Source organism: Aeromicrobium sp. PFPM2_SD2, from assembly GCF_057364525.1.
On the sequence record NZ_JBNFNZ010000267.1, the window covers coordinates 1 to 3,598 of the forward strand.

General features: G+C 73.7%; 2 protein-coding genes and 1 pseudogene. 1 reads left to right on the plus strand and 2 read right to left on the minus strand.

All coding sequences use genetic code 11. The features are described from left to right. Positions 1-142 (minus strand): annotated as a pseudogene (locus AC2W7G_RS11785) (hypothetical protein); the annotation flags it as partial. Between the two features lie 61 nt (positions 143-203). Further along, complete coding sequence (locus AC2W7G_RS11790) at positions 204-1,004, minus strand: thiamine pyrophosphate-dependent enzyme (protein WP_485868608.1); 801 nt, start codon at positions 1,002-1,004, stop codon at positions 204-206. A gap of 284 nt (positions 1,005-1,288) precedes the next feature. Here AC2W7G_RS11790 and AC2W7G_RS11795 point away from each other — a divergent pair, with 284 nt between their 5' ends. Next, positions 1,289-2,626, plus strand: coding sequence for an alpha/beta hydrolase (locus AC2W7G_RS11795; protein WP_485868609.1), 1,338 nt, complete (start codon positions 1,289-1,291; stop codon positions 2,624-2,626). Positions 2,627-3,598 lie beyond the last annotated feature (972 nt).

Here is a 3,598-nt window from a genome sequence, read left to right on the forward strand (position 1 = left end):
CAGCGCCTTGCACGCCTCGCGCAGGTGCCGGCCCAGCGCCTCGGCCTCGGCGTCGAGGTCGGCGAAGAACGACAGGTCGACGCCTGGGCTCCAGGTGGCGGCGCAGGCGCAGCAGCGGGTCGCGCTCCTTCCAGTGCTCGACCTCCTGCGGGTCGCGGTAGCGCGTCGGGTCGTCGGACGTCGTGTGGGCCCGACCCGGTAGGTCACCGCCTCGACGAGGGTCGGGCCTCGCCGTTGCGGGCCCGGTCGAGCGCGGCGCCGACGACGGCCTGCACGGCCAGGACGTCGTTGCCGTCGACCCGGACGCCCGGGAAGCCGAAGCCGGCCGCGCGCTGGGCCAGCGGCACGTGGGTCTGGCGCTCCAGCGGCACGGAGATCGCGTACTGGTTGTTCTGGCACAGGAAGACCACCGGCGCGTGGAAGCTGGCCGCCCACACGAACGCCTCGTTCACGTCGCCCTGGCTGGTGGCGCCGTCGCCGAAGCAGGCCAGCACGGCCGTGTCGCGCTCGGGGTCGGCGTGGCCGACCTGGTCGTCCAGGCCCAGGCCCATCGCGTAGCCCACGGCGTGCAGCGTCTGGGCGCCGATGACGATCGAGTACAGCGCCATGCCGGCCTCGGCCGGGTCCCAGCCGCCCAGCTCGGTGCCGCGGAACAGGCCGAGCAGCTTGACCGGGTCGATGCCACGGCACCAGGCCAGCCCGTGCTCGCGGTAGGTCGGGAAGACGAAGTCCTGGTTCTGCAGCGCGCGTCCGGCACCCACCTGCGCGGCCTCCTGGCCCAGGCACGGCGCCCACAGGCCGAGCTCGCCGTGGCGCTGCAGGGCGTGGGCCTCGGTGTCGACGCGGCGGACGAGGAACAGGTCGCGGTAGAGCCCGCACAGGGAGGCGACGTCGCCGTCCCAGCGGTAGTCGGGGTGCTCGCGCCGACTGCCGTCCGGGGCCAGGAGCTGTACCAGGTCGTGCTCGGCGAGCACGTCGGTGCGGGGTTGCGTGGGTACGGTCATGCGCTGGCCCTTCGTCGGACGGCCCGGGGTCACCGGTCCGCGTACTCAGGTGCGCCGGGACGAGCGGGGGTGGTGCCGTCGCCGTCGCACAGGGCGTGATCCAGGTCACGTCCTGGCAGCACCGTAGCGGACGCCCGGGCGCGAGGCCAGACCGTGCGCCCGGCTGAAGCACGACGGCGCGTCATTCAACAGAACCGTTCGCTGAGCGCGCCGCTCGCCGAAGCGTGGCGTTCCTAGCGTCGTCCTGCCGCCATCCCCGTGCGGCCAGAACGCGAGGAGAACGCGTGTCCTACCTGAGACGTCGAGGACGCAGCGCGCTGGTCGCGCTCGCCGCCCTCCCCCTGCTGCTCACCGCGAGTCCCGCCGTCGCCGACCCCGACGGCGCCGTCAACGAGGGACCCGGCTACTCCGTCGCCCCCGTGCCGGGCGGCTACGAGGTGACGGTCGAGCTCGACGAGCCGCTGCCGGTGCGCGGCGACGCCCCCACGATCGTCGCCGACGGGACCGACCTGGGCCTGGCCACGGAGTCGCCGGACCGCCGCTCCCTCTCGCTGGTGACCACCGACCCGGCGGTGCTGGACACGGACGCGATCGAGCCCGGCTGGTCGTCGACCTCGACCTCCGGCCGCTCCGGTGCCCGCGCCGCGCTGACCGACGTCCCCGAGGGTGCCGCGAAGGCGCTCGACGTCGACCCGGCCTCGCTGGGCGACGTGCCTCTCGAGGAGGGCGAGTACGACTTCGGCCAGCTCAGCGTCCCGCTGGCCAACATCAGCGGCTACCGCGGCGAGATGCAGGGCAACCTCTACGTCCCCACCACGGCCGGCGAGCACAAGACCGTCCTGCTGCTCCACGGGCGCCACTCGTGGTGCTACAACCCGGAGACCAACGCCAGCGGCTCGGCGTGGCCCTGCGCGGCCGGGCAGAAGCCCATCCCGTCCTACGCCGGCTACGACGGCACCGCCCGCGCCCTGGCCAGCCACGGCTACGCGGTCATCTCGATCGGCGCCAACGGCATCGACGCGCGCGACAACACGTACGCGCCCGACCGCGGCGCCCAGGCCCACGGCCAGCTGGTGCTCGACACCCTGACGATGCTGCGCAAGGCCAACGCCGGCCAGGCCGTCTCGTTCACCGACGCGAACCGCGAGAACCTCGAGGTCTCCCTGGCCGACGCGCTGACCGGCGACGTGAGCGTCGCCGACCTGGTCGGCATGTGGGACCTGGACGAGATCGGCCTCATGGGCCACAGCCGCGGCGGCGAGGGCATCACGTCCACCGCCACCCTCAACCAGGGCCTGGCGAAGCCGTTCGGGATCAAGACGCTGCTGCCGCTCGCCCCGGTCGACTTCTCGCGCATGACCGTGCCGGACGTCGCGATGAACGTCGTCCTGCCCTACTGCGACGGCGACGTCTCCAACCAGCAGGGCCAGCACATGCTTTCGACGACGACGCGCTGCGCAGCGGCACGTGGGTCATGGGCGCGAACCACAACTTCTACAACACGGTCTGGACGCCGGGCCTGTTCCCGGCCGCCGTCTCCGACGACTGGAGCAACGCCCAGCGCCGCACCGACGCGGTCTGCGGCACCGACCCGAGCGTCGCCGAGACCTCGATCCGCCTGACCGCGCAGGAGCAGTACGACCAGGGCACCGCCTACATGACCGGCTGGTTCCGCCTGACCCTCGGCGGCGAGGACCAGTTCCTGCCGCTGTTCGACGGCTCGGGCGCGACGCCCGAGGCGCTCGGCGACGTCGACGTCCGCACGGTCACGACGGCGCCGACCTCGGCCCGCTCGACGATCACGACGTTCGAGGGCACCAGCTCGCTCGTGCGCAGCTACGGGACCTCCACCGCGACCCCGTGCGCCAGCCTCGGCGGACGGGCGCTCCCGCAGGAGCTGCCGGCGTGCGCCAGCGCGGCGGTCGGCTCCTCGCAGGTGCCGCACTGGACGCCGGCCAACTTCGGCCAGAACGTCCCCGCCACCCCGGTGACGCGCATGACGTGGCAGGCCGCCGGCGACGAGGTGCGCGTGACGGTGCCCAAGGCGTCCCGGAACGCGTCCGGCTTCGACCGGCTGTCGCTCAAGGTCGCCGCCTACGAGACGGTCACCACGGGCACCGACCTGACGCTGCGCGTCCTGGACGGCTCCGGAGGCAGCTACAGCGCGCCGGTCTCGACGCTGAACCCGCAGGCCCTCGTGCGCATGCCCACCTCGACCGGCGCTCCCGGCTCGGGCCTGCTCAAGAAGATCGTCCTGCAGCAGGTGAACGTCCCGGTCGCCGACGTAGCCGCGGCCGGCGTCGACGTCGCGGACGTCCGCGAGGTCCGGCTCACCGCCGCCACCGGCCTGGACGCCACGGCGTCCGGCGCCGCGTACCTGAGCGACCTGGCCCTGGAGCGCTCGTCGGTCGGCACCCCGGTCGCCCGCACGCAGCCCACGCTGCACGTGTTCGCCCCGCAGGTGGCGGGCACCGCGGTGGTCGTCAGCGTCGTCAACACCGCGGGCGCGGTCATGGCCGACAACGCGGTCACGTGGCAGACCGTCCGCGAGGACGACGGCGTGACCGGCTCGGCCACCGGAGCTGCCGGTCTCG

What these genes read in the sequence shown, in the direction of transcription:
- AC2W7G_RS11790 (WP_485868608.1), bottom strand. Translation starts at nt 1,004, where the DNA reads ATGACCGTACCCACGCAACCCCGCACCGACGTGCTCGCCGAGCACGAC.